Annotated in this window: 22 protein-coding genes; 16 read left to right on the forward strand and 6 right to left on the reverse strand. The window is 70.0% G+C overall.

The genetic code is table 11. The annotated features are described in order from the left end of the window. Positions 1-6 precede the first annotated feature (6 nt). The gene (locus tag ABT061_RS09140; protein ID WP_350914393.1) at positions 7-3,219 is read right to left on the reverse strand and encodes a glycosyl hydrolase family 95 catalytic domain-containing protein; all 3,213 of its coding nucleotides are present in this window, start codon (positions 3,217-3,219) and stop codon (positions 7-9) included. Between the two features lie 465 nt (positions 3,220-3,684). On the opposite strand from ABT061_RS09140, the gene ABT061_RS09145 reads away from it, so the two are divergent. From ABT061_RS09145 to ABT061_RS09185, 9 genes are all read left to right on the forward strand, one after another. Continuing rightward, positions 3,685-4,530, forward strand: a complete 846-nt coding sequence (locus ABT061_RS09145; RefSeq protein WP_350914395.1) for a fumarylacetoacetate hydrolase family protein — start codon at positions 3,685-3,687, stop codon at positions 4,528-4,530. Then, on the forward strand, positions 4,527-5,834 hold the full coding sequence (locus tag ABT061_RS09150; RefSeq protein WP_350914397.1) for an L-fuconate dehydratase: 1,308 nt from the start codon (positions 4,527-4,529) through the stop codon (positions 5,832-5,834). The genes ABT061_RS09145 and ABT061_RS09150 overlap by 4 nt, the downstream gene beginning before the upstream one ends. Beyond that, positions 5,827-6,573 carry an SDR family NAD(P)-dependent oxidoreductase gene (locus tag ABT061_RS09155; RefSeq protein WP_350914399.1) on the forward strand — a complete coding sequence of 249 codons (747 nt, stop codon included), beginning with the start codon at positions 5,827-5,829 and terminating at the stop codon, positions 6,571-6,573. The genes ABT061_RS09150 and ABT061_RS09155 overlap by 8 nt, the downstream gene beginning before the upstream one ends. Positions 6,574-6,654: 81 nt before the next feature. Beyond that, complete coding sequence (locus ABT061_RS09160; protein ID WP_350914401.1) at positions 6,655-7,713, forward strand: sugar ABC transporter substrate-binding protein; 1,059 nt, start codon at positions 6,655-6,657, stop codon at positions 7,711-7,713. Next, positions 7,713-9,206 (forward strand): sugar ABC transporter ATP-binding protein, encoded by a 1,494-nt coding sequence (locus ABT061_RS09165; protein WP_350914403.1) that lies wholly within the window; start codon positions 7,713-7,715, stop codon positions 9,204-9,206. The genes ABT061_RS09160 and ABT061_RS09165 overlap by 1 nt, the downstream gene beginning before the upstream one ends. After that, positions 9,206-10,219, forward strand: a complete 1,014-nt coding sequence (locus ABT061_RS09170; protein ID WP_350914406.1) for an ABC transporter permease — start codon at positions 9,206-9,208, stop codon at positions 10,217-10,219. Before ABT061_RS09165 ends, ABT061_RS09170 begins: the two co-directional genes overlap by 1 nt. A 190-nt stretch (positions 10,220-10,409) precedes the next feature. Beyond that, the gene (locus ABT061_RS09175; protein ID WP_350914408.1) at positions 10,410-11,339 is read left to right on the forward strand and encodes an aldo/keto reductase; all 930 of its coding nucleotides are present in this window, start codon (positions 10,410-10,412) and stop codon (positions 11,337-11,339) included. A 158-nt stretch (positions 11,340-11,497) separates the two neighbouring features. Continuing rightward, positions 11,498-11,944, forward strand: coding sequence for a helix-turn-helix domain-containing protein (locus tag ABT061_RS09180; protein ID WP_350914410.1), 447 nt, complete (start codon positions 11,498-11,500; stop codon positions 11,942-11,944). Between the two features lie 17 nt (positions 11,945-11,961). Beyond that, on the forward strand, positions 11,962-12,543 hold the full coding sequence (locus tag ABT061_RS09185; protein ID WP_350914412.1) for a PIN domain-containing protein: 582 nt from the start codon (positions 11,962-11,964) through the stop codon (positions 12,541-12,543). 101 nt (positions 12,544-12,644) lie between these two features. Here the strand turns inward: ABT061_RS09185 and ABT061_RS09190 are convergent, their stop codons facing one another. The 4 genes from ABT061_RS09190 to ABT061_RS09205 form a co-directional block, all read right to left on the reverse strand. Beyond that, positions 12,645-13,319 (reverse strand): FadR/GntR family transcriptional regulator, encoded by a 675-nt coding sequence (locus ABT061_RS09190; RefSeq protein ID WP_350914414.1) that lies wholly within the window; start codon positions 13,317-13,319, stop codon positions 12,645-12,647. Between the two features lie 37 nt (positions 13,320-13,356). After that, positions 13,357-14,376 (reverse strand): MBL fold metallo-hydrolase, encoded by a 1,020-nt coding sequence (locus tag ABT061_RS09195; protein ID WP_350914416.1) that lies wholly within the window; start codon positions 14,374-14,376, stop codon positions 13,357-13,359. A gap of 25 nt (positions 14,377-14,401) precedes the next feature. After that, positions 14,402-15,559: a steroid 3-ketoacyl-CoA thiolase gene (locus tag ABT061_RS09200; RefSeq protein WP_350914418.1), complete on the reverse strand. Its 1,158-nt coding sequence runs from the start codon at positions 15,557-15,559 to the stop codon at positions 14,402-14,404. Between the two features lie 72 nt (positions 15,560-15,631). Continuing rightward, a complete protein-coding gene (locus ABT061_RS09205) occupies positions 15,632-16,240 on the reverse strand; it encodes a TetR family transcriptional regulator (RefSeq protein WP_030913896.1) in 609 nt (202 codons plus the stop codon). 296 nt (positions 16,241-16,536) lie between these two features. Here ABT061_RS09205 and ABT061_RS09210 point away from each other — a divergent pair, with 296 nt between their 5' ends. From ABT061_RS09210 to ABT061_RS09235, 6 genes are read left to right on the forward strand one after another with little or no spacing between them, the layout of a single operon-like run. Then, positions 16,537-18,168 carry an AMP-binding protein gene (locus ABT061_RS09210; protein WP_350914420.1) on the forward strand — a complete coding sequence of 544 codons (1,632 nt, stop codon included), beginning with the start codon at positions 16,537-16,539 and terminating at the stop codon, positions 18,166-18,168. Beyond that, positions 18,152-19,237: an acyl-CoA dehydrogenase family protein gene (locus ABT061_RS09215; RefSeq protein ID WP_350914423.1), complete on the forward strand. Its 1,086-nt coding sequence runs from the start codon at positions 18,152-18,154 to the stop codon at positions 19,235-19,237. Before ABT061_RS09210 ends, ABT061_RS09215 begins: the two co-directional genes overlap by 17 nt. Then, positions 19,237-20,391 carry an acyl-CoA dehydrogenase family protein gene (locus ABT061_RS09220; RefSeq protein ID WP_350914425.1) on the forward strand — a complete coding sequence of 385 codons (1,155 nt, stop codon included), beginning with the start codon at positions 19,237-19,239 and terminating at the stop codon, positions 20,389-20,391. The genes ABT061_RS09215 and ABT061_RS09220 overlap by 1 nt, the downstream gene beginning before the upstream one ends. Continuing rightward, positions 20,388-21,467 carry a bifunctional MaoC family dehydratase N-terminal/OB-fold nucleic acid binding domain-containing protein gene (locus tag ABT061_RS09225; protein ID WP_350914426.1) on the forward strand — a complete coding sequence of 360 codons (1,080 nt, stop codon included), beginning with the start codon at positions 20,388-20,390 and terminating at the stop codon, positions 21,465-21,467. The genes ABT061_RS09220 and ABT061_RS09225 overlap by 4 nt, the downstream gene beginning before the upstream one ends. After that, positions 21,467-21,871: a MaoC/PaaZ C-terminal domain-containing protein gene (locus ABT061_RS09230; RefSeq protein ID WP_350914428.1), complete on the forward strand. Its 405-nt coding sequence runs from the start codon at positions 21,467-21,469 to the stop codon at positions 21,869-21,871. Before ABT061_RS09225 ends, ABT061_RS09230 begins: the two co-directional genes overlap by 1 nt. A gap of 16 nt (positions 21,872-21,887) precedes the next feature. Next, the gene (locus ABT061_RS09235) at positions 21,888-23,060 is read left to right on the forward strand and encodes a lipid-transfer protein (protein WP_350914430.1); all 1,173 of its coding nucleotides are present in this window, start codon (positions 21,888-21,890) and stop codon (positions 23,058-23,060) included. A 228-nt stretch (positions 23,061-23,288) separates the two neighbouring features. On the opposite strand, the gene ABT061_RS09240 is transcribed toward ABT061_RS09235, so the two are convergent. Then, on the reverse strand, positions 23,289-24,347 hold the full coding sequence (locus ABT061_RS09240; RefSeq protein WP_502991408.1) for a glycoside hydrolase family 19 protein: 1,059 nt from the start codon (positions 24,345-24,347) through the stop codon (positions 23,289-23,291). A gap of 362 nt (positions 24,348-24,709) precedes the next feature. On the opposite strand from ABT061_RS09240, the gene ABT061_RS09245 reads away from it, so the two are divergent. After that, complete coding sequence (locus ABT061_RS09245; RefSeq protein ID WP_350914434.1) at positions 24,710-25,336, forward strand: helix-turn-helix domain-containing protein; 627 nt, start codon at positions 24,710-24,712, stop codon at positions 25,334-25,336. Positions 25,337-25,347 lie beyond the last annotated feature (11 nt).

Here is a 25,347-nt window from a genome sequence, read left to right on the forward strand (position 1 = left end):
TGCGGATCAGAACGCGATGTCGCGCCAGGTGCCGACCTCGGCGGCGGTCAGTGCCCTCGGCAGGACGGCCATGCGGTCGACCGCCCCGCTCAGGCGCTGGCCGCCGCCCTGGTCGGCGCCGAAGCGCAGCGGCCGAGAGGTGCAGCCGGTGATGCCGTCGGTGGTGGCCGTGCCGCCGCCGACCCGGGTGCCGTCCACGTACGTGTTGATCGCGCCGGTCCGGTCCATGGTGACGACGAGGTCGATGTAGCGGCCGGTCGGGATCGTCCCGCTCAGCCCCACGTTCAGCCCGGCGCCGATGAAGCGCAGGGTGTTGGAGGGGGTCAGGTCGACGATGATCCCGTCGGTGCCCGGGTTGCCGCTCGGCTGGGAGTCGAAGAGCCGCCGGTAGCCGGTCCCCTCGATCTTGACCTCGGCCGCGAACGTCGCCTCGGGCAGGTAGCCGATCAGCGTGTTCTCCGTGGTGATGTAGGTCGAGCCGTTCAGGACCAGCCCGCTGCCGCTCGGGGCCGCGGTGTCGTAGGTCGCGGTGCCGACGACGGTGCCGTGCCTGCCGCTGCCGGAGGAGTCGGTGACGGTCGTGCCCGACGTCGGGTCCCAGGCGACGACGGCCCTGCCCGACGGAGGAGAGACGCACGGGCTGAGGCGGACGGAGGTCGCACCGCCGGCCGTCCAGCCGTCGCCCGCGAGTTCCGCCGTGATCCGCGCGGACCTGGTCCCGTTCGCCGGGCCGACGGCCACGGTGAACGAGGCGGTCCTGGACTGCCCGACCGGGACCTCCGGCACCTGGATCGAGACGGGTGTGGCCGTCCAGCCCTGCGGCAGGACGAGGGTCGCCGCGCCCGCGGGCACGGTGCGGCCCCCGGTCGCAGTGACGGTGACCTCGACCGGGATCGACTCACCGCTGCCCGCGGCCCCGGGAGCGGTTATCTTGACGACCACCTCGTTGACGATCGTGTAGGACCTGCCCGCCTTGGCGTCGATGGTGATGACGTCACCGTCGCGGCGCGGGTCGATCGTCCTGCCACGCTCGTCCTCGACGCGGTAGCGGCCACCGATCATGGCGGCCCGGACCTTGAGGGGGCCGGACCTGCCGGCGTGCACGGTGACCCTGTCGGCGTTGCCGTCCTTCCAGGAGGCGTCCACGGTCACGTCACCGCGGGCCCGCAGACCGGTCACCGAGCCGGTGGGCCAGGTCGACGGCAGCGCGGGCAGCACGTGGACGGTGTCGTGCTGGCTCTGCAGCAGCATCTCGGCCACGCCGGAGGTGGCGCCGAAGTTGCCGTCGATCTGGAACGGCGGGTGGGTGTCCCACAGGTTGTCCAGCGTGGAGCCCTTGAGCTGCTCGCCGAGCATCTTGTGCGCGTGGTCGCCGTCCAGCAGGCGCGCCCAGAAGTTGATCTTCCATGCCTTGCTCCAGCCGGTGCCGCCGTCGCCCCGCGCGGTGAGTGAGACCTTGGCCGCCTCGGATTCGGGGGTCCCGGCCGTTATCTGCCGTCCGGGGTGCAGCGCGAACAGGTGGGAGACGTGCCGGTGGGTGTTGCCCCGGTCGTCCAGGTCCTCCTTCCACTCCTGGAGCTGTCCCCAGGAACCGATCCGGATGCCCGGGTCGAGCTTGGCCAGCGCGGCCGTCACCTCGGCCTGGAAGGCCTTGTCGGTCTTCAGCTCCTTCGCCGCCGCCAGGGTGTTGGTCAGCAGGTCGAAGACGATCTGCTGGGACATCGAGGCGCCCGCCGTGAAGTCGCCCTGCTCGGGGGAGTAACTGGGGGAGACCACGAGAGAGCCGTCACGCGGGTCGGTGTAGAGGGTGTCCAGCCAGAACTCGGCCGCGCCCTTCATCACCGGGTACGCGGTCTTGCGCAGGTATTTGGTGTCGCCGCTGAAGCGGTAGTGGTCGTACATCTGCTGGGTCAACCACGCCGCCGCGTCCGGGAACCAGAACGAGGTGGCCCAGTTGTGCACGCCGGTGAAGCCGAACGGGTTGGTCTCGTTGTGCACCACCCAGCCGCGCGCCCCGAACATCTCCCGCGCGGTCTTCGCGCCGGGGGCGACCATCGACTGGGTGTAGCGGTCGTACGGTTCGGTCGTCTCGGCGAGGTTGGTCTGCTCGGCGAGCCAGTAGTTCATCTGCAGGTTGATGTTGACGTGGTAGTCGGCCGACCAGGGGGGGTTGGTCGAGTTGTTCCACACGCCCTGCAGGTTGGCCGGGAGCGACCCCGTCCTGGAGGAGGCGATCAGCAGGTAGCGGCCGTAGGCGAAGAACATCGCCTCCAGCGCCCGGTCGTCGGCCGAGGCACCGCCGGTGTACGCCGCGCGGAGCCTGTCGGTCGGGATGGCCGGGGCCCGCTGACCGAGGTCGAGCCTGACCCGGTCGAACAGCTTCCGGTAGTCGGCCAGGTGGTTGGACCTGAGCTTCTCGTACGACTTCCCGGCGGCCTTGTCGACCGCCGAGGTGACCTTGGCGTGCGGGTCGGCGCCCCGGTAGGTGGGGTAGGTGTCGGCGTAGTCGGTGCCCGCCGACAGCACGAACACCGCGCTGTCGGCGCCCGCGACGGTGACCCGGTCGGTGCCGTCGGTGCGGGTGCCGCCCTGGGTGATCACTTGGACCTGGGACTCGAACCTCATGCCGTTGTCGGCGAGCGCACCCCGGACCGTCAGGCGTCCCTTCGAGACCGAGACCTGCTTGTCGGAGCGGGGGGAGGAGGTGCGCAGCGTGAAGGAGACCTTGCCCTTCTCATCGGCGGAGATCCGGCCGACGATGACGTTGCCGGGGTGGCTGGCGAAGTACTCGCGGGAGTAGGTCACGCCGTCCGCGGTGTAGCCGACCCTGGCGACCGCGTCGCGCAGGCTCAGCTCCCGGCGGTAGCCGGTGGTGGCCCCGGGGTTCTCGGGCATGTCCAGCCAGAGGTCGCCGAAGGTCTGGTAGGCGCCGAACCCCCTCTTGGGCTGGCCGAGCTTGGCCGCCACCGCCGTGGGGGAGATCTTGCCGACGCGGTCGATCTCTGCCCTGACCTCGGCGATCGCGTTCGGCCTGGGGGAGGTCCAGTTGCCGAAGTCGTAGCCGTTGGAACCGGGACCGCCGGTCCACAGGGACTTCTCGTTGAACTGGATCTGCTCGCCGCCGACGCCGCCGAACACCATGGCGCCCAGCGCGCCGTTGCCGATCGGCAACGCCTGGGTCTCCCAGTCGGTGGCGGGCTTGTCGTACCAGAGCGTCAAGTCATCGGGTGTATCTGCTTGTGTCATGTTCGCTGACAGCTCCGCATTCGCCGGACCGGGTCCGTATAGCCCGGTAGTGAGGGTGAGGGTGGCGAGGAGAACTATGGCGAGGCGTCGTCGTGGGGGGCGAGGCAACAAATTCCTCCGATCACAGGGGGGACTGTTTCTAGGAGATAGCACCGAAACCCCGCTGCAACAAGCCTCATCCTCCGATGTTTGTTGCGAGTCGATCGCTCGCGTTCCCATCACCGGAGGCCGCGTCGCAGACGATCTTTGCTCCTGTCTGCCGAGGGAAGTCCGATGACTGAAGGTCGAAATTGGGCCATGATCCGGTATAACCCCTGCCAGGCGGGGTTTCTCCTCGATAACGGATCGGATGTATCGGGGGCGAGGGGTTGACATCGAGGTTCGGCGTCGTTCAGCATCACGGAACAAGACATCCGATGTATCAACGAAGGGTGCGGTGTGAAGCTGCTGCGAGTAGGACCCGTCGGCCATGAGCGGCCGGCCGTCCTGGACGGGGCCGGTAACCTCCGCGAAATCTCCGAAGCCGAGATCGACGGGGCTTTCCTCGCCTCCGGGGGAGTGGCTCGCGTCCGGGAGGCGCTGGAGCGGGGCGAACTGCCCGTGCTGGACGCCGAGGGACTGCGGATCGGCGCCCCGATCGCCAGGCCGGGCAAGATCGTGTGCATCGGGCTCAACTACCGCGACCACGCGGAGGAGACGAACACCCCGCCCCCGGCGGAACCGGTCGTCTTCATGAAGGCAGCCAACACGATCGTTGGCCCCGACGACGAGGTGCTCATCCCCAGGGACAGCGTGAAGACCGACTGGGAGGTCGAGCTGGCGGTCGTCATCGGCGAGACGGCCCGCTACGTCGAGACGGACGAGGAGGCGCTGTCCAAGATCGCGGGCTACACCATCTCCAACGACGTCTCCGAGCGCGAGTTCCAGCTGGAGCGCGGCGGTCAGTGGGACAAGGGCAAGTCCTGCGAGACCTTCAACCCGCTCGGCCCCTGGCTGGTCACCTCCGACGAGATCCCCGACCCGCAGGCCCTGGGCCTGCGCCTGTCGGTGGACGGCGTGCGGCGCCAGAGAGGCGACACCAAGAACATGATCTTCACCGTGGCGGAGATCGTCCGCTACCTCAGCCGGTTCATGGTCCTCGAACCCGGTGACCTCATCAACACCGGCACCCCCGCCGGCGTCGCGCTCGGCCTGCCCGGCACCCCGTACCTGCGAGCGGGGCAGGTCATGGAACTGGAGATCGACGGCCTCGGCGCCCAGCGGCAGACGGTGGGACAGGCATGAGCGAGGGGGTGGGCGCGTACCACATCACCTCGATGGAGACCCACGACATCCGCTTCCCCACCTCGCTGGAGCTCGACGGCTCCGACGCGATGAACCCCGACCCCGACTACTCGGCCGCCTACCTGGTGCTGAGGACCGACGACGGGTTCGAGGGCCACGGCTTCGCCTTCACCATCGGACGCGGCAACGAGGTGCAGACCTCCGCGATCAGGGCGCTGGAGCCGTACGTGCTCGGCAGGGACGTCGAGGACATGGGCGCGCTCTGGAAGGAGATGGTCCACGACTCCCAGCTGCGCTGGCTCGGCCCGGAGAAGGGCGTCATGCACATGGCGATCTCCGCCGTGGTCAACGCGCTCTGGGACCTGAAGGCCAAGCGGGCGGGCAGGCCGCTCTGGCTGCTGCTGGCCGAGATGTCGCCCGAGGAGCTCGTCGAGCTGGTCGACTTCCGCTACCTCACCGACGCGCTCACCCCGCGGGAGGCGCTGGAGATCCTGCGCGCCGCCGAGCCCGGCAGGCGCGAGCGCATCGCCCACCTGCGCGAGCACGGCTACCCGGCCTACACGACCTCACCGGGATGGCTCGGCTACGGCGACGACAAGCTGCGCCGCCTGTGCAAGGAGGCGATGGACGAGGGCTTCACCCAGATCAAGCTGAAGGTCGGCGCCGACCTGGAGGACGACCGGCGGCGGATGCGCATCGCCCGCGACACCTGCGGCGACGACTTCCCCATCGCGATCGACGCCAACCAGCGCTGGGACGTCGACTCCGCCATCGCCTGGGTGAACGCCCTCGCGGAGTTCCGCCCGCACTGGGTGGAGGAGCCGACCAGCCCCGACGACGTGCTCGGCCACGCCGCCATCGCCAGGGGCATCGCGCCCATCCCGGTCGCCACCGGCGAGCACGTCCAGAACCGCATGGTCTTCAAGCAGCTCCTGCAGGCCGACGCGATCTCCTACCTGCAGATCGACGCGGCCCGCGTCGCGGGGGTGAACGAGAACATCGCGATCCTGCTGCTCGCCGCCAAGTTCGGCGTCCCGGTCTGCCCGCACGCGGGCGGGGTCGGCCTGTGCGAGCTGGTGCAGCACCTGTCGATGTTCGACTACGTCGCGGTCAGCGGCTCGATGGAGAACCGGGTGATCGAGTATGTCGACCACCTGCACGAGCACTTCGTCGATCCCGTGGTGATCGAGAACGGCGCCTACGTCGCGCCGAGCCTGCCCGGTTTCGGCGCGACCATGCACGCCGCGTCGATCACCGACCACACCTACCCCGACGGCCCGGTATGGAGGTCCCTCAATGGGTGAGTTCGACGGCCTGCGCGCCCTGGTCACCGGGGGCGGCTCCGGCATCGGCCTGGCCGCCGCCACCCTGCTGGCCGAGCGGGGCGCGCGGGTGGCCTGTCTGGACATCAACGCCTCCGGGGGGCCGTTCGTCGAGGTCAAGGCGGATGTCACCGACGAGGAGGCGGTCCGCGCGGGCGTCTCCGGGGCCGTCGAGCAACTCGGCGGCCTGGACGTCCTCATCAACAACGCCGGGATCGGCGCCGCAGGGACGATCGAGGACAACTCCTACGAGGAGTGGTCGAAGGTTCTGGACGTCAACGTGCTGGGCATCGTCCGGGTCACCCGGGCGGCCCTGCCGTACCTGCGCCGCTCGGCACACGCCGCGATCGTCAACACCTGCTCGATCGCGGCGACGGCGGGACTGCCCCAGCGGGCGCTCTACAGCGCGTCCAAGGGGGCCGTCCAGTCACTGACCCTGGCGATGGCCGCCGACCACGTCCACGAGGGGATCCGCGTCAACTGCGTCAACCCGGGCACCGCCGACACTCCCTGGGTGCGGCGCCTGCTCGACGCGGCGCGGGATCCGGCGGCCGAGCTGGCGGCACTGGAAGGCCGCCAGCCGATGGGCCGCCTGGTGAGCGCCCCCGAGGTCGCCGCGGCGATCGCCTACCTCGCGAGCCCGCTCGCGGCGTCCACCACCGGTACGGTCCTGGCCGTGGACGGCGGAATGCACGGGCTCAGGCTCCGGCCCAAACCCTGATCCCGAGGTCGGCCTGACCCGGATGAGACAGCGCTTCACAGAAAACTCACCCCCCACATGGCTTTGAATCGAGGCAAAGGTATGAAAATCGGACCCGCGGCGACAGGCGCGGCACTGCTCGCGCTCGCCTTCACCCTCTCCGCGTGCGGATCGCCGGAGGCCACCGGTACCGGCGCGGCCCAGCCCGCCGGTGAGGCCGGTGCCAAGGGCGGCAAGGTCGGGATCGACTTCCCCCGCGCGGACTCCGACTTCTGGAACTCGTTCAACAAGTACGTCCCGCAGATGGCGACCGAGCTGGGCGTCGACCTGATGCCGCCGACCAACTCGCAGAACGACGTGGCCAAGCTGGTGGCCAACACCCAGGCCCTGTCGGGACAGGGCGCCAAGGTGATCGTCATGGCCCCGCAGGACACCGGCGCGATCGCCTCCACGCTGCAGACCCTGGAGGGCAAGAACATCCCCGTCGTCACCGTGGACACCCGCCCGGACAAGGGCAAGGTCTACATGGTGGTACGGGCCGACAACAAGGCGTACGGCACGAAGGCCTGCGAGTTCCTCGGCGAGAAGCTCGGCGGCAAGGGCAAGGTCGTCCAGCTCATGGGCGCGCTCTCGTCGATCAACGGCCGCGACCGGGCCGAGGCGTTCGGCGCCTGCATGAAGGAGAAGTTCCCCGAGATCACGGTCTTCGACGAGCCGACCGAGTGGGAGGGCACCAAGGCCGCCTCGATGCTGCAGACCCGCCTTGAGCAGCACCCGGATATCAAGGGCGTCTACATGCACGCCGGAGGTGTCCACCTGGCCCCCACCATCCAGGTGCTCAAGGCCAAGAACCTGATCGTGCCGCCGGAGGACCCCAAGCACGTCTTCGTGATCTCCAACGACGGCATCCCGCAGGAGTTCGAGGCCATCCGCAAGGGCGAGATCGACGCCACGGTCTCCCAGCCGGCCGACCTCTACGCCAAGTACGCGATGTTCTACGCCAAGGCCGCGGCCGAGGGCAAGACCTTCCAGCCCGGCCCCACCGACCACGACAGCACGATCATCCAGCTGCCGAACGGTCTTGAGGACCAGCTCCCCGCCCCGCTGGTCACCAAGGAGAACGTGGACGACAAGGCTCTCTGGGGTAACCAGGTCAAGTGATGACATCTTCCGTCACGGCGGTCGAAGCGGTTGGGATCACCAAGCGCTTCGGCCCCACCACAGCCCTCAACGGCGCCGGGATCGCCATCGCCGAGGGGGAGACGCACGCGCTCGTCGGCAGGAACGGCGCGGGCAAGTCCACGCTGGTGTCGATCCTGACCGGCCTGCAGCGTCCGGACGAGGGTGAGGTCCGCTTCGCCGGTCGGCCCGCGCCGCCGCCGGCCGAGCGGGACGCCTGGCGGCAGCGTGTCGCGTGCGTCTACCAGAAGTCGACGATCATCCCCACGCTCTCCGTCGCGGAGAACCTCTTCCTGAACCGCCAGACCGAGCGGGGCAGGATCAACTGGCGGAGCCTGCGAAGGCGGGCCCGGCAGCTCCTGGAGCAGTACGGCGTGGACGTCGACGCCGAGACCATGGCCGGGGATCTCGGCGTCGAGCAGCGCCAGCTGCTGGAGATCGCCAGGGCGCTGTCGTTCGGCGCCCGGTTCATCATCCTGGACGAGCCCACCGCCCAGCTCGACGGCCCCGCCATCCAGCGGCTCTTCGACCGGATGCGCGCCCTGCGGGAGCAGGGCGTCACGATGATGTTCATCTCCCACCATCTTGAGGAGGTGTACGAGATCTGCCAGAGCGTCTCGGTCTTCCGCGACGCCCGGCACATCGTCACCGCCGCGGTCGGCGACCTGCCCCACGACCGGCTCGTCGACGCGATGACCGGCGAGGCCACCGCCGCCTACGAGTACCGCACCCGCACGCCCGGCACCTCGGCCCCCGTGGTGCTCTCGGCGCGGGCGCTCAGTCTCGCCGGCCGCTACCAGAACGTGGACCTGGCCGTCCGCGCGGGCGAGATCGTCGGCCTGGCCGGTTCGGGCAGCAGTGGCAAGGTCGGCCTCGCCGAGACCCTGGTCGGCCTGCACCGGGCGGACACCGGGACGGTGACGGTCAACGGCACGGAGGTCAGGCAGGGCGACGTGCCGTCGGCGCTCCGCGCCGGGCTCGGGTTCGTCCCCCAGGACAGGCACCACCAGGGCTTCGTCCCGCTGCTGTCGATCGCCGAGAACGCGACCATCCCGATCGCCCACAAGCTCGGCCGCTTCGGCGCGGTGTTCCCGGCCCGCCGCCGCGAGCGTGGCGCCCGGATGATCGAACAGCTGGACATCAAGACGACGGGGCCCGACCAGCCGGTGGCCGACCTGTCCGGCGGCAACGCCCAGAAGGTGGTGCTGGCCAGGGCGCTCGCCGACGACCCCCGCGCGCTCGTGGTCATCAACCCGACCGCCGGGGTGGACGTCAAGGCCAAGCACTCCCTGCTCGGCGCGGTGGAGGACGCGGCCGACCGGGGCGCGGGGGCCGTACTGGTCTCCGACGAACTCGACGACCTGAGGATCTGCGACCGGGTCCTCGTCATGTTCCACGGCAGGATCGTCAAGGACGTGCCGCGCGGCTGGACGGACAACGAGCTGGTGGCGGCGATGGAAGGTATCGACCACTGATGACCACGACGAAGACCCTCCCCCCCGCGCCGGCCGCCCCTCGGGGGCGCCGCATCCGGCTCGGGCGTTTCCGCGACCTCACCCTGGTCCCGGTGATCGTCGTTCTGCTGATCGCCGGTTCCCTGGTGGACCCGATCTTCCTCACCCCGGGCAACCTGACCAACGTGCTCCAGCAGCAGTCCGCCCTGGCGCTGGTGGTGCTCGCCGAGGCGCTGATCCTGATCTCCGGCAAGTTCGACCTCTCGCTGGAGTCCACGGTCGGCATGGCGCCCGCCGTCGGCGTGATGCTGGTCATCCCGGTGGCGGCCGGCGGCTTCGGCCTTGAGCTGCCCGGCATCCTGGCGATCCCGCTCTGCCTGCTGATCGGCGGCCTGGTCGGCGCCTTCAACGGCTTTCTGATCCTGCGGTTCCAGCTGTCGGCCTTCATCGTCACGCTGGCCATGATGATCGTCGTGCACGGTCTCCAGCTGGGTCTCACCCAGGGCAAGAGCCTGTTCGAGCTGCCCGAGTCGTTCCTCTACCTGGGCAGCGCCACCTGGCTCGGCCTGCCGGCGGCCATCTGGATCGTCGGCGCGCTCTTCACCGCGGCCATCGTCGCGCTCGGCTACTTCCGGGGCGGCCGCTCGCTCTACGCCATCGGCGGCAACGCCGACGCCGCCCGCGCGGCGGGCGTCAGGGTCGAGCGGGTCGTCTGGGTCGTCTTCGTCATCGGCGGGATCGTCGCCGCGCTGGCCGGCGTGCTGGAGACCGGTCGCCTGGGCGGCATCAGCGCCAACCAGGGCGTCGGCTGGATCTTCATGGCCTTCGCCGCCGCCGTCATCGGCGGCGTCAGCATGGACGGCGGCAAGGGGACGATCCTCGGCGCGCTCACCGGTGTCCTGGTGATCGGCCTCGTCGAGAACATCCTGACCCTGAAGGGCGTCCCCGGCGAGTGGAAACAGCTCGTCTACGGTTCGATCATTCTGGTCGCCCTGATGATCAGCCGCCTGGCCGGCGGCAAGGCCCAGGACTGACGCGCCGCGCGTCCCGCTCCTCCGGGCGGGACGCGCGGACGTTCAGCCCGTACGGGCGCGGAGCCGGTGCGGACCTGCGAAGTCTGTAGGTAGGGATGCGCGGACCCGGGCGGATACCTCAAACTGCACGAGAGCCGTAAAGCATTACTCCCGTACGAGAAACGTGAAGCCGTACAGAACGGAGCAAGAGGTGCAGGTCAGTAGGTATGGCTTCGGTGCGGCCCCGATCGGGAACCTGTTCTCGGCGGTCGGCGAGGACGTGGCGCGGGCGGCGGTGGACGCGGCCTACGAGGCGGGCATCCGGCTGTTCGACACCGCGCCGCACTACGGGCTCGGCCTGTCGGAGCGGCGGCTCGGCGCCGCCCTGGCGGACCGGCCCCGTGACTCCTACATCCTGTCCACCAAGGTCGGCCGCCTGCTCGTCCCGGCCGAAGCACCCTTCGGCCGGGACGAGCAGGGCTTCGACGTCCCCGCCGACCTGCGCCGGGTGTGGGACTTCTCCCGCGACGGGGTCAGGCGCTCGCTGGAGGAGAGCCTGGAACGGCTCGGCCTGGACGCGGTCGACATCGCCCTGATCCACGACCCGGACGACCACTGGGAGCAGGCCGTCTCCGAGGCCTACCCGGCCCTGGCGGAGCTGCGCGACCAGGGGGTCGTCAAGGCGATCGGGGTCGGCATGAACCAGGCGGAGATGCTCGCCCGGTTCGTCCGCGAGACCGGCGTCGACATGGTCATGCTCGCCGGGCGCTACACCCTCCTCGACCAGTCGGGCGCCGACGAGCTGCTGCCGCTCTGTGCCGGGCGCGGCGTCTCGGTGTTCGCCGCCGGGGTGTTCAACAGCGGCCTGCTGGCCACCCACGACCCGTCGGGCACCTACGACTACGCACCGGCCCCCGGCCCGCTCCTGGAGCGCGCCCGCCGGATCGCCGCCGTCTGCGACCGCCACGACGTCACTCTGCCCCAGGCGGCGCTGGCCTTCCCGCTGCGCCACCCGGCGGTCGCCTCCGTCGTCATCGGCGCCCGCTCCGCCACCGAGGTGACCCGCAACGCCGCCCTGACCGCCCGCCCCATCCCCGAGAACCTCTGGACCGACCTGGCGGCCGAAGGTCTGATTCCCTGAAAAACGCGACGATGCGCGGGTGGGGTAGTGCAGTTCACCTGTGCCGTGAATACGGATGAAGTGCCGCTATGTGGACGATCAGCCGTGGGGGGATCATGATTGATGCTCCGCCAACCTGTGAGTTACACTTATTTCAGATATCCTCGCAGGAGGTGATCATGTCCCGCACCGGGGTTCTTGCTCATGCCGTCCGCGTCGAAGCCGACCACGGGGATCGTGAGTTGCTCGCCCATATCGAAGCCGCCGCTCAGCACGCGCAGCTTGTGCTGCGTGGGGCTGACGGCCATGACATCGTGTTGCCTGCATCGCTCATGAGTCTCGTGCTGGCTGCGGCTCACGACCTCGCGAAAGGCAATGCCGTCTTCGCTCTTCCGGTGGAGACCCGGCTGACTCCGAACGAGGTGGCCCAGATGCTTGGTCTGTCGCGCCCCTTTGTCGTCCGACTGCTTGACGAGGGTGAGATTCCCTCTCAGCATCTGCCCGACAGTCGTCATCGTCTGGTCCGGCTTGCTGACATCTTGGAGTTCCAGGCTCGTCGTGAGCGCCGCGCCGAAGGCCGCCGCAGGATCATGGAAGCCGCCGAAGAGGCGGAGTTTCCCTACTGATCTTCCGGGGGTGTCGGTTGACGGCGCGTGTCTTCGTCGATACCAACGTGCTGTTTCCATTCTCACTGATGGACCTGATGCTCGCCCTGACCGAGGACGCTGTGCACACCATGGTCTGGAGTGATCATCTGCTGGAGGAGTGGGAACGCGTCATCGTGCGGGAGCAACATCGCCGTGCGTCGGCAGCGGCACGTATCGGCGCGGCGATCCGGGAGTTTTTCGCCGACACCCGTGTACCGGAGGACGACTACAAGCACCTGCTCGATCGAATGGAAGGCCCCGATCCCGACGACCGCCATCACATGGCCGCCGCTGTCGCGGGCCACGTCCAGACCTTGGTCACCTGGAATCTCGCGGACTTTCCCATACCCTTCCTCGGCCGGTACGGACTGACCGTCACCGACCCCGATACGTACCTGTGTTCGTTGCTGAGCCAGAGTCCTCACGAGGTGATGGGGGTGCTGGCCCGGATGGCGGCCGGGAAACGACGTCCCCCCATGGCCGTTCTGGATATCGTCGACGCGCTGGACAGAGCCGGGGTTCCCGCCTTCGCTCGTCGTGCCCGCAGCCGTCTGCCTGCCGTACCGAATGAGTTCTGACCGGTACCACGCACATCACGGTCATGTGCCGCCTGTCACGGGTACGGGAGGCGGAGGCGCCGGGCCAGTGAGGAGCGGCGGGAAACCGGTGGTGGACTCGGTCAGGCCAGGGCGTTGCGGAGCCAGTCCTCGACGCCGGCGATGTGGACGGTCGCCCAGGCGCGGGCGACCTCCGGCTGGTGGGCGGCGATGGCGTCGCAGATCGCGGTGTGCTGCTCGCGGGTCTTCTCCAGGGCGTTCTCCTGGGTGAGGCCCCTCCAGATCCTGGCCCTGGTGGTGGGACCGGAGAGGCTCTCGATGAGGGAGCAGAGCACGGCGTTGCCCGAGCCCGCCGCGATGCGCTGGTGGAACTCCAGATCGTTGGCGACGAGCTGCTCGACGCTCGGGTCGGGAGGCAGCGCGTCGAGGATCTTACGGAGTTCGGCCACCTCCGACTCGGACATGTACGTCGCCGCCATGGCGGTCGCCGCGGGTTCCAGGATCCGGCGAACCTGGAAGAACTGCAGCACCGTGTCGTCCTGATGGAAGTCGACCACGAACGACATGGCGTCGAGCAGGAGCCTCGGCTCCAGGCTGGTCACGTACGTGCCGTCGCCTTGGCGCACGTCCAGCACGTTGATCAGGGCCAGCGCCCTGACCGCCTCGCGCAGGGAGTTGCGCGAGAGGCCGAGCCGGTCGGCCAGGTCGGCCTCCTTGGGCAGCCTGCTGCCCGGGGCGAGTTCGCCGGACAGGATCATCTGCTTGATCCTGTCGATAGCGGCGTCGGTGACCGCCACTCCGCACCGTCCTCAGGTTTCGCCAGACATCCGATGTCTATGAGTGTATGGCGAACCGGACCGGATCCACCCCCGTCACCCGGCGGATGATCCCACGAGCCTCCAGGGTGCGCAGGTGCGCCGCCGCCTCCCCGGCCGCCATCCCACGCAGCATGGGAGGGAAGTCCTCCCAGGGCCGGTTCCAGGTCATCCGTCCGGCGATCTCCCAGATGGTCAGCGGCTCCGCCGCCTCGGCGAGCAGTGCGGCCAGCCGTCGGAGCTTCTCCTCGTGGTGGATGCCGATCTCCGCCGCCCGAGCCGCCGTATCCGGAAATATCCATTCATGGGCGGGCAGGGCTTCGAGTTCGCCCAGGCCCTTCACCTTCTCCAGCGACTCCAGGAAGTCGCTGAGCGGGTCGACGTCCGCCCGGTCGTACGGGTAGATGCCGATGTGCGGGGTGATCGCCGGCAGCACGTGGTCGCCGGTGAAGAGCCGGTCGGCGTCCTCCAGGTGCAGGCAGACATGGCCCGGCGTGTGGCCGGGGGTCCAGATCGTACGGAGCCTGCGCCCCGGCAGGTCGATCAGGTCGCCGTCGGAGAGAACGCGGTCCGGCAGCGCGGGCGGCTTCGGCCGGTTCACGGTCACCTCCTCCACCTCGACGGTGCCCGCCCCCGCACGGCGCAGCATGTCGGCCTGGAGGTCGCGGTGCGCGTCGCCCTCGACCTCCCGCATGAAGCTGACCAGTTCGGCGTCGGCCTCGTGCATGGCGATCCATGCGCCGGACTCCTCCCTGATCTGCCCGGCCAGCCCGGCGTGGTCGGGGTGGAAGTGGGTGACGACCACCCCGCGCACGTCGCGTACGTCCATGCCGACCGCGCCCAGCCCGTCGCGCAGGGCCAGCCACGCCTCAGGGGCGTTCCAGCCCGCGTCGATGAGCACCGGCCCGGCGGGGGACTCGATCGCGTAGACCAGGGTGTAGCCGAGCGGATTGCCGGGGATCGGGACGGGCACGCTCCACACACCGCCACCGGTGTCGAACGGACGCTGCTCGCTGTACGGCCTGCGGCGGGATTTCAACGGTGCTGCTCCTTACCGGCGCCGGTCAAAGGCGCTCCAGGACGGTCGCGGTCGCGAGCGCCCCGCCCGCGCACATCGATACCAGCGCGGTCGAGGAGTCGGACCGCTCAAGCTCGTGCAGGGCGGTGGTGACCAGCCGGGAACCGGTCGCGCCGACCGGATGGCCGAGTGCGATGGCACCACCGTTGACGTTGACCCGTTCCATGTCTGGCTTGTGCACCGATGACCAGGATAAGACCACCGCTGCGAAAGCCTCATTCACCTCGAACCTATCGATGTCTGCCGTGCTCATCCCGGTGGCGGACAGGACTTTGGCCGTCGCGTCCACCGGCCCGTCCAGGTGGTAGTACGGCTCGGCGCCGACGAGCGCCTGGGCGAGGATGCGGGCCCTGGGACGCAGGCCGTGCCGGGCGGCGGCCTCCTCGCTCATCAGCAGCACCGCCGCCGCGCCGTCGGAGATCTGCGAGGAGGTGCCCGCGGTGTGCATGCCGCCCTCGCCCATCACGGGCTTGAGCCCGGACAGCCCTTCGAGCGTGGTCTCGCGCAACCCCTGGTCTCTGCTGACGACGCGGGTCTCCCCGGTGGGCTGCCCGTCCTCGCCGAGGATCGGCGCGGTCACCGGGATGATCTCCCGGTCGAAGCGGCCCTCGGCCCACGCCGCCGCGGCGAGCCGCTGGGACCTGGCGCCGAACCCGTCGAGTCGCTCGCGGGTCAGCCCGCGCCGTCGCGCGATCCGCTCGGCGGCGGTGAACTGGTCGGGCAGGTCGATGGACCAGTCGTCGGGCCGGGGCCGGGCGGGCAGCACGTTGGAGCCGAGCGGTGCCCGGCTCATCACCTCGACGCCGCAGGCCACGCCGACGTCGATGACACCGGCCGAGATGAGCGCCGCGACCAGGTGCACGGCCTGCTGGGAGGAGCCGCACTGCGCGTCGATCGTGGTCACGCCCGTCTGGTACGGCAGGCCGGCGTACAGCCAGGCATGTCGCCCGACATGACCGCCCTGCTCACCGGCCTGCGTGACGCACCCGGCGAAGACCTGTTCCACGGCGGCGGGGTCGATGCCCGCCCTGTCGATCAGACCGCCCAGTGCCGCCGCGAGGACCGCCTGCGGCTTCAGCCCGGCGAGCCATCCGTTGCGTCTGCCGATCGGGGTTCTCACGGCTTCGACGATCACTGCACCCATACGATCTCCTCGCCCGCCGTCCCAGAACGTTGCTCTAGTCGCCTTCCAGTGCGACTGTAACGGGTTCTAGTTTCAGGTGGAAGGAGAGGGTCGGAAATCGGCGAGCAGGCGTTCGGCGGCGATCTCGATGCGCCGCTGGATCTGCTCGTAGGTGCGGCGCCCCCTGAGCATCTCCAGAAGCTCGTGCACCCAGATGCTGGACAGCGAGCCCGCGAGGGCGAACTGCTCCTCGGTGGCGGTGTCGACGGTGAGGTCGTCTCCGGCGACGCGGAGCAGCAGCCCGGTCATCCGGTCGCCGAACGGCGTCTCGACCTCGGCCATGATCAGCGAGCGGATGAGCGCGTCGGCGAGTTCGGGCTCGCGCATCAGGCCGCGGGTGGCACGCATCAGGATGTCGACGGCCCGCCCCGAGGCCGCGGTGGCGCTGGGCGGGCGGCGCTCGATGCTGCTTTCGAGGAGGTCGATCTCCTCGCCCACGACGGCGACGACAAGATCCATCTTGGAGGGGAAGTACCGATAGAGCGTTCCCAGTGCGACCCCGGCACGCTCGGCGACGGTCCGCATCTGCATCGCCTCGACGCCGCCTCGCGAGGCGAGGGCGGCGGCGGCCTGGACGATGCGCTTGCGCCGCTGATGCTGGCTCCTGGTGCGGACGCCCGTGGACGCCGGTTCGCTCTGCATGCCGGATGTCTTCTCGGTCGTGACCGGATCGAGGTCTCTCGGGACGGGCCTGTCGGCCGCGTGCGGGGTGACCGGCACGTCGGTGGACACATGCGGGGTACGCATGAGAACACGTTATCTGATTTCCGGATACTCCGGTGGGTTACTCGCCGGTCACAAAGACGCCCCACGCTTACACGGCATATGCGATGTCGCGGTTATCCGGTGAGGTGTTGCGATCAGTCGGCTCTGGACACGGAATAGAATCTGTTCTACTTTTCGGAGCAGCTGGCCTGGGCATCCTGGCGGGAGGCGCAATGTCCGAAGAGACGCTGGCGGGGCTGCTGGAGCGGCGCGCCGACGACGACCGGCCCGGCCTGCTCTTCGAGGAGCGGACCTGGAGCTGGCGCGAGTACGTCGCCGAGTGCCGGGCCCGCGCCGCCCTGCTGGACGCGCGTGGCCGGAACCTGCACGTCGGCGTGCTGTTCGACAACGTTCCCGAGGTGCTGTTCCTGCTGGGCGGGGCCGCGCTCTCCGGTCACGTGGTCGTCGCGCTGAACACCACCAGGAGTGCCGCCGAACTCGCCCGCGACGCGGACGCGACGCATGTCGACCTGATCCTGCACGAGCCCGCCCACGCCGGCCTCGCGGCCGACCTCGCCGCGTTCCGCGATCCGGAAGCGGCCCGCTCCCGGCCATCCGCCGATCCCGCCGCGCCGTCGCCCGCTCCTTTGGCGGGCCCGGTACGCGAGGACGCGCTGACGATGCTGATCTTCACGTCGGGGACCTCGGGACGGCCCAGGGCGGTGAAGATCACGCAGCGGAAGATCGCGGTTCCGGGGGCGAGCCTGGCGGCGATGCTGTCGCCACAGGACGTCGTCTACTGCTCGATGCCGCTCTTCCACTCCGGGGCGATCATGGCCGCGTACGCCCCGGCGGTGGCGTCGGGGGCGGCGCTGGTGCTGCGGCGGAGGTTCTCGGCCTCGGGCCTGATGCCCGACGTCAGGCGCTACGGGGTCACCTACCTGCACTACGTGGGCAAGGCGCTCTCCTATGTGCTGGCCACCCCGGCGGAGCCCTCGGACGCGGAGAACACCCTCAAGATCGCGTTCGGCAACGAGGGCAGCGCCACCGCGGTCAGCCGGTTCGGGGAGCGTTTCGGCTGCTACGTCATCGACGCGTTCGGGTCCACCGAGACCGCGATCTCGATCACCCCCGCCCCGTCCGGGCCGCCGGGATGCCTGGGCAGGCTCCCCGAGGAGGTCGAGATCCGCGATCCCGCCACGGGGGAAAGGTGCCCGGTCGCGGTCTTCGAGGACGGGCGGCTGCTCAACGCGGGCGAGGCGATCGGGGAGCTGGTCAACACCCGCGGACTGGGCCTGTTCGACGGCTACTACAACGACCCCGACGCCGACCGCGAGCGCGTCAGGCAGGGCGCGTTCTGGTCGGGGGACCTGGCCTACGCCGACGCCGACGGTTACGTGTTCTTCGCCGGGCGGGGCACCGAGCGGCTCCGGGTGGACGGGGAGAACCTGGCGGTCGCGCCGATAGAGGCGGTCGTGCGCGAGTTCCCCGGCGTGGTCGAGGCGGCCGTCTACCCCGTACCGGACGCCGCGGCGGGCGATCAGGTGATGGCGGCCCTGGTGCTGCGGGACGGCTTCGATCCCGAGGCGTTCGCGAGCTTCCTGGCCGGCAGGAAGGACGTGGGCCCCAAGGCCATACCCCGATATATCCGGATCAGCGCGGAACTGCCGCAGACCGCGTCCAACAAGGTCATCAAGCGGACCCTCGCCGCCGAGGCATGGCACACCGGCGACCCCGTCTGGTGGCGCCCACCCGGGCAGGCGTCCTGGCGGCCACTCACCCCCGAGGACGCCATCCGCATCGACGACGAGTTCATCCAGCACGGCCGACGGCAACCCTGGAGCGCCAGTGGATTTCAATCTTGACGAGACCCAGACCGACCTGCGTGAGCTCGCGGTCGACCTCCTCGGCAGGGAGGTGACCTCGGCCAGGCTCGAAGCCCACGAGAAGAGCGGCGCCCCCTACGACGCGGCCCTGTGGCGCTCCCTGGCCCAGGCGGGACTGCTCGGTGTCTGCCTGCCGGAGGAGGCCGGCGGGGCCGGGCTGGGGCCGGTGGAGATGGCGGTCATCCTGCGGGAGATCGGCGCCCACGTGGCGCCGGTCCCCGCTGAGCAGAGCCTGGTCGCCGCGCAGGTGATCGCCAGGTACGGCTCCCGCGAGCAGCGCGAGGCGCTGGCCCCGCTGGCGGACGGTGAGATCTCGCTGGCCGCCGCGCCGTCCGAGCCGGGACGCGACCTCGGCGCCCCGCCCGTCACGACCGCGCGCGAGGACGGCTCCGGGTGGGTGCTGCACGGCGCCAAGACCACGACGCCCTACGCGGCCCAGGCCGCGAAGATCCTCGTTCCGGCCACCACGGGGACGGGCGTCGGCCTGTTCCTGGTGGACCCCGCCGAGACGACACAGCACCGGGTGACGCTCTCCACCGGTGAGCCGGCCGCCGCGCTGAGCCTGGCGGGCACTCCCGGCGAGCTCGTCGGCGCCGCGGACGGTACCGCGGCCGACGGCCTGCGCAGGCTGGTGCTGGCCGGGAACATCGCGGTCACCTCCGGAGTGCTGGCCGGAGCACTGGCGCTCACCACCGAGTACATCAGGACGCGCAGGCAGTTCGACCGGGCGCTGGCCGAGTTCCAGGCGGTCACTGTGCAGATCGCCGACGTCTACATCGCCGGCCGGGCACTGGACGTGGCCGTCTGGTCAGGGGCGTGGCGGCTGGCCGAGGGGGCCGACTCCGAGGCCGAGGCCGACCTGGCCGTCGGCGCGCTGACCGCCACCGACCAGGCGCTGCGGGCGCTCTACACCTGCCAGCACCTGCACGGCGGGATCGGCGTGGACGTGACCTACCCGCTGCACCGCTACTTCGCCTGGGGCAAGCACCACGCCCACCTGCTGGGCGGGGTGGAAGCCCGGCTCGACATGATCGGAGCGCTCGTCTGATGCTGATCGACCTGACTCCCGAGCAGCAGAGGCTCCGCGCCGAGCTGCGCGAGTACTTCCAGTCCTGCCTCACCGCCGCCGACCGCAAGAAGATCTCCACCGACCCGTTCGGCCACGCCTACATGGAGCACTGCCGCAACCTCGGCCGTGACGGCAAGCTCGGTCTCGGCTGGCCCAAGGAGTACGGCGGCGGCGGGTACGGCCCGCTGGAGCAGCAGATCTTCGCCAACGAGATCGCCCGCGCCGAGGTGCCGTACCCGATCATCACGGTGCAGACCGTCGGGCCGACCCTCATGCAGTACGGCACGGCGGCGCAGAAGGAGTTCTTCCTGCCGCGCATCCTGGCCGGAGAGTGCCACTTCGCGATCGGCTACAGCGAGCCGGGGGCCGGCACCGACCTGGCGTCGCTGCGCACCACCGCGGTCCGCGACGGCGACCACTACGTGGTCAACGGGCAGAAGATCTTCACCTCGGGCGCACACTACTCCCAGTACATCTGGCTCGCCGCCCGCACCAACCCGGACGCGAAGAAGCACCGGGGGATCACCATGATGATCGTCGACTGCGCCGACCCCGGCTTCTCCTGGACGCCCATCCTGACGATGGACGGGCGCCACCACACCAACTCCACCTACTACTCCGACGTCCGGGTGCCGGTGGACATGGTCGTGGGGGAGGAGAACAAGGGCTGGGACCTGATCGTCAACCAGCTCAACCACGAGCGGGTCACGCTCGGCCCGGCGGGCAACATCGCGCACACCTACGACCGGTTCCTGGCCTGGGCCCGCCGTACCGGCGCGATCGAGGAACCCGCGGTGCGCAGGGCGCTCGGCCAGGTCTACGCCTACTTCCGTACCAACGAGCTGCTGAACTGGCAGGTCGCGGCCAACATGGACCTCGGCTGGCTGGGCGCCCCCGACGCCTCGGCCACCAAGGTCTACGGCTCCGAGCGGCTGCAGGACGTCGGCCGGATCGTCGGTGAGGTGCTGGCCCGCTTCGGCGACCCGTCCGACCCCGGCACCGCCGACCTGATGGAGCGCGTCGACCGCGGCGCCAAGGGCGCCCTGGTGCTCACCTTCGGCGGCGGCGTCAACGAGGTACAGCGCGAGCTCATCGCCATGCTCGGCCTGAGCCTGCCGAGGCCGCCCCGATGACCGCGACGGCGGAGCCCACCGACCTGCACGAGCGGCTCACCGCCCTGGCCGAGCGGCAGATCGCCGCGGGCGAGGTACTCGGGGTCGCGGCGGCGGACCCGGTGAACGCCCCGATGATCCGGCACTGGACCGACGCCCTGGGCGACGCCAACCCGATCTACACCGACCCCGAGGCGGCCGCGGCCGGGGTGCACGGGCAGATCGTGGCGCCACCGGCGATGATCCAGGTCTGGACCATGCCCGGCGTGAACAGGGACCGCAAGCAGGCGGGCACCCCGGTCGACGCCGTGCTCGCGATGCTGGACGGCAACGGCTACACCGGCGTGGTCGCCACCAACTGCGAACAGACCTACCACCGTTACCTGAGGCTCGGCGAGTCCCCGGTCCCGGCCACCCGGTTCACCGGACTGGCCGGCCCGAAGCGGACCGCGCTCGGCGAGGGCTACTTCGTCACCTGGAACGTCACCTGGTACGTGGCCGGCGAGGCGGTGGCCGAGATGCTGTTCCGGGTGCTGAAGTTCAGGCCCAGGGAGCGGGCGAAGGAACACCCGGGAAACGGGCAGGCGGCCGGCGAGGGTACGCCCCCGGCTCGTGCGGGCACGCCCGCGACGGGCGGTAACGGGTCGGCGGCCCGCCGGGACGCGCCCGCGGCCGATGAGGACGCACCCGCTCGCGCGCCGTACCCGCTGAGACCCGCCGTCAACGCCGACACCGCGTTCTTCTGGGAGGGCGCCGCCGAGGGTGAGCTCCGGATCCAGAAGTGCGCCGACTGCGGCGAGCTCCGCCACCCGCCGGGGCCGGTCTGCCCCTCGTGCCGCTCGGTCGCGCGCACGTACCTGACGGCGAGTGGTGAGGGCGAGGTCTACAGCTACGTCGTCCACCACAACCCCCCGGTGCCGGGCCTTGGGACGCCTTTCGTGGTCGCGGTGGTGGAACTGCCGGAAGGTGTGCGGATCGTGGGCAACGTGGTGGACTGCGCTCCTGCACAGGTGGGTATCGGTATGCCGGTGCGCCTGACGTATCGCCAGATGGACGACGAGCTGATCCTGCCCATGTGGGTCCCCCGGGAGGCGTGATGCGGACACTTACCGACGACGAGGTGCGGGTCGGAGCCGTCCTCCCCGAGCTCGCGATCGAGCTGACCCCCACCGTGGTCGTCTCGACCGCACTCGCGACCATGGACTTCACCCCCGTCCACCACGACGTCGAGGGCGCGAGGGCACAGGGGTCGAAGGACATCTTCCTCAACATCCTGACCACGATGGGCCTCGTCGAGCGCTACGTCACCGACTGGGCCGGACCCGAGGCGATCATCCGCGGCATCAACGTCAAGCTCGGCGTCCCCGCGTACGCGGGCGACAGGCTGGCCTTCAGCGGCGCCGTCCTCGCCTGCGAGGACGGCGAGTTCACGGTCGAGGTCCGCGGCAGGGTCAGCCTCGGTGACCACGCCTCGGGCACCGTCAGGTTCGCCCTCCCGTAGAAAGGCCTTCACCAGCGTGGTCTCCTTTTCCGGGAGTACGGCCGTCGCCGGCATCGGCGCGACCGAGTTCTCCAAGCAGTCAGGCCGGTCCGAGCTCCAGCTCGCCGCCGAGGCCGTGTTCGCGGCGCTCAACGACGCGGGCCTGGCGCCCTCGGACGTGGACGGCCTCGTCACCTACACCCAGGACGCCAACCAGGAGATCTCCGTGGCCCGCGAGGTGGGCATCGGCGACCTGTCGTTCTTCTCCCGTGTCCACTACGGCGGCGGCGCGGCCTGCGGAACCGTGCTGCACGCGGCGATGGCAGTCGCCACCGGGGTCGCCGAGACCGTGGTCTGCTACCGGGCGTTCAACGAGCGCTCCGGACGCAGGTTCGGCCAGCCCAACCCCGGGATCGGCGGCGAGCCCACGTCCCACGGTCTGGAGATGAGCTGGCACCTGCCGTACGGGCTGATGACCCCGGCCGCCTGGGTCGCCATGTTCGCCCGGCGCTACATGCACGCCTACGGCGCCACCTCCGAGGATTTCGGCAGGGTGGCGGTGGCCATGCGCAGGCACGCCGCCACCAACCCGGCCGCCTGGTTCCACGGGCGCCCGATCACGCTGGAGGAGCACCAGGCGTCGAAGTGGATCGCGGAGCCGCTGCACCTGCTCGACTGCTGCCAGGAGAGTGACGGCGCGGTGGCGCTGGTGGTCACCTCCGCCGAGCGGGCCAGGGATCTGCGCAGGTCACCCGCGCTGATCACCGCCGCCGCCCAGGGCGCGGGCGCCGGTCAGATGACGATGACCAGCTACTACCGCGACGACATGACGGGCCTGCCGGAGATGGGGGTGGTCGGCGGCCGGCTGTGGAAGCAGTCCGGGCTCGGGCCCTCGGACATGCAGGCGGCCATCCTGTACGACCACTTCACCCCGTTCGTGCTCACCCAGCTGGAGGAGCTGGGCTTCTGCGGACGTGGCGAGGCCCGCGACTACGTCGCCGACGGCGGCATCGAGATCGACGGCCGCCTGCCGGTCAACCCGCACGGCGGCCAGCTCGGCGAGGCGTACATCCACGGGATGAACGGCATCGCCGAGGCCGTCAGGCAGATCCGCGGCACCTCGGCCAACCAGCTCGCCTCGGTACGCAACGTGCTGGTCACCGCGGGCACGGGCGTGCCGACCAGTGGGCTGGTCCTGTCGGCTGAGTGAGCCGGCGCCACTCGCGGAGGAAGGGCGAACGCGAGAAGGGCGCGGCCGGTGGGCCGCGCCCTTCGTGTCACGCGTGTGGGTCGCACGCGTGTGGTCACCGCCTGGCGGGTTCGCGCTCGGCGGGACGTTTCGCGGAGGCCGCGTGCCCGGCGGAAGGCCGGGTACGTGGTCGTTCGGTGGCTCCGGTGGTCGCGGAGGGCGGATCACCCACACCGGCCGCCCGGTCGGTCAGCAGCTCAGGTTGTTGCCCGGGGTGGTGCCGAGGATCTGCGTGAAGCTCTGGTAGGCGTTGATCCGGCTCTGCACCTGCGCCGGGTTCCTGCCGTCGCACTCCAGGCTGCCGTTGATGCTGCGGATCGTCTGGCCGAAGCCGTGGCCGTTGACCATCGCGTTGTGCGCCGTCATCGTGCCGGGGCCGTTCTGGGTGTTCCAGTACCACAGGGCGGTCTTCCAGGCCACCGCCGCGTCGTTCTGCACCAGGTACGGGTTGCCGAGCAGGTTGATGCCGAGCGCGTCGCCGGCCGCCTTGTAGTTGAAGTTCCAGCTCAGCTGGATCGGGCCGCGCCCGTAGTAGGCCGCCTGGCCGGCGGGGCAGCCGTAGGGCTGGCTCGCGTCGCAGTAGTGCGGGTAGTTCGCGGTGTTCTGCTCAACGATGTGGACCAGCCCGCCGGTCTCGTGGTTGACGTTGGCGAGGAAGGCGGCCGCCTCCTGCTTCCTGACGGTGTCACTGCCGGTCTTCGCGAAGCCGGGGTAGGCGCTCAGCGCGGTGGTCAGCCCGCTGTAGGTGTAGAAGGGGTTCCGGTTCGGGAACATCTGGTTGAACTGTGCCTGGCTCACCACGAAGCCCGAGGTGGGCGGGTCGGTGGGCGGCGTGCCGCCGCAGGTGTACGGGTCCCAGTACCAGGTGCTGATCACCGGGTCGTAGCCCGGGTTGTCGTGTTCGGCGATGTAGTACTTGCCGTCGGTGTACTTGACGATGCTGCCGGCGACGTACCAGGTGCCCGCCGCCCAGTTCGGGTGGTTGCAGTTGCCCGTGGGCGGCGTCGTGCCGCCGCAGGTGCCCTTGTCGGCCCAGACGTCGGCGGTGCCCGGCCTCTCGTTCTGGGTCCACCACTTCGCGGACCAGTTGTGGCCGTTGTACGAGGCGGTCATGCCGCCGGTGTAGACGGCCGAGGAGCTCCACGCGGCCGCGCAGCTCTCGGCGGAGGCGGAGGACGTCGGCAGGACGACCGCGAGCACGCCGGTGACCGCCAGGGCGGCGAGGGCGGCCATGATGCGCTGTCTCAACACTTGATCACTCCCATGGGGGGAAACCGGATGGTGTGGGGTGTCCGGACGGTCGGACTTTCGCGCGGTGACGGCCCGCGTCATCGCGTTCGCGCAGCTCATACCTGGATCGGGCGGGTCTGCCGCGAGGTGCGTGGCTGCCAACCTGATCTTTCTCTTAAGAAAGTTTCCTAAGAGTTGCCGTGATACTAGCCTTGACAGATCACTGTCACAACCCGTTCGGACATCGGGTCCCGCCAATGCGGGCCGGGTGCGTTCCAAACGCGGGGAATCTCGCGCGTCGCCGGTTCACCGGGGCATGATCCGTCCGGTTAGCTATTAAATGTAACTTTTATCGGCGTTTAGGGTGCCACTATTGCGGCATGTTGGAATCCCTCGGGCTCGATCCTGTGGAGGAGCGCGTCTACCGGTTCCTGGTGACGACCGCGGAGGCGGATGTCACCGACCTCATCGGGAATCTGGGCATCGATGCCGAGACGGCGGAGACGGTGCTGGTCACCATGCGGGTCAGGGGACTGATCAGGACGGTCTCTCCCGGCAGGCGGCGGTTCGCCGCCGTGGCACCGGACATCGTGCTGGGCTCGCAACTCCTCCGCCACCAGCAGGCGCTCGACTGGGCGCGGCGTGAGGTGGAGCGGCTGTCCGAGGAGTACCGGGACAACGCCCGCCGCCGCGACGCGGGCCCGCAGGTCGAGGTCCTGTCCGACCACGCCGTGTTCCGGGAGCGGTTCGACCAGCCGTTCGAGGGTTACCGGGAGCGGGCGACGTCGCTGCGGATCATCGAGGGGACGAGGCCCTGCCCGCTCGGCTCCGACGACCTCTACCTGCTCTCACTGCTGGTCGCCGGTGTGCCGGACACGTCGATCGCCACCCGGCTGGGGGTCAGCCGGCGGACCGTGCGGCGGCGCGTCGCGAACGTCATGGAACTCGCCGGCGCCCAGACCCGCATGCAACTGGCCTGGCGCGCCGCCACCGAAGGCTGGCTCTGAATGGCGCCAGG

The organism is Streptosporangium sp. NPDC002544 (assembly GCF_040295965.1).
Classification (GTDB): Bacteria; Actinomycetota; Actinomycetes; order Streptosporangiales; family Streptosporangiaceae; genus Streptosporangium.